The following is a 978-nucleotide window of genomic DNA, read 5'->3' on the forward strand; positions in this document are numbered from 1 at the left end:
GACAGCCAGGCGACAATCTTGCGCGCTGTACCGTCGGCGTGGCGCATGCGCACCGGCATCGTCATCAGGCCGCGCTCGCACAGCGCGCAATCCTCGGGCGAGACGCCATAGCCAAGGAAACGCGCCGTGTCCTTCAGGCGTCGGAACAGGGCATGGTCATGCACTGCGAGCGAGCCCATCAAGAGGTCGCCGTGGCCGCCGGCGTGTTTGGAAAGCGCCTGCATCGAGATGTCGACGCCATGAGCGAGCGGCTTGAACAGCAGATGCGATGCCCAGGTGTTGTCGGCCGCAACGAGCGCGCCGGCCTTGTGGGCCGCGGCTGTGATGGCGGGCACATCCTGGACTTCGAAGGTGGCCGAGCCAGGCGATTCTACCCAAACCAGCCGCGTTCTGCCGTCGATCATCGCCGCGATGCTTGCGTCCAGCCTTGCATTGTAGGAAACCGCCTCGATCCCGAGTGGGCCGAGAAAACGCTCGGCCATGTCGCGCGCCGGGCCATAGAGCGTCTCCGGGATCAGAACGCTTTCGCCGCCACGGCAGACAGCCATGGTCGCCAGCGTCATGGCCGCCATGCCCGACGGGACGACGAGAGCCCGCGATCCGCATTCCAACACGGCGATATGATCTTCGAGCTGCCGGCTGGTCGGTGTGCCGTAAAGTCCGTAGCTGAACCCGTCGTACAGACGCTCGACGCGAAGCTCGAACGATTCCAGATCGTCAAAGACAACGGTCGAGGCTCGCTCGACCGGCATCGCCACCGCCTGGAACGGTTCCTCGGAGCGCTTGGGAGGATGGACATGTGAAGTGTCGTCGCGTCGGTTCATGGGCGAAACTTAGCGGGCTCATCCATTGCCATCTATGACCGCAGCGATAAAGTTAATTCGCTTTTGATATGGGCTGCACTATGAACCTGCGCGACATCGATGTCTTCAACGCGATCATGATCACGCGCGGCGCCGGCGCGGCGGCCGCGCTGCT

1 protein-coding gene is annotated in these 978 nt (G+C 63.6%); it reads right to left on the reverse strand.

What is annotated here, in order from left to right:
• On the reverse strand, window positions 1-824 hold an 824-nt coding region (locus tag NKK47_RS35015; protein WP_352579930.1), incomplete at its 3' end, for a trans-sulfuration enzyme family protein.
• Window positions 825-978: the final 154 nt, after the last annotated feature.

Origin of the sequence: Mesorhizobium sp. M0019 (genome assembly GCF_040323975.1) — a bacterium.
Classification (GTDB): Bacteria; Pseudomonadota; Alphaproteobacteria; order Rhizobiales; family Rhizobiaceae; genus Mesorhizobium.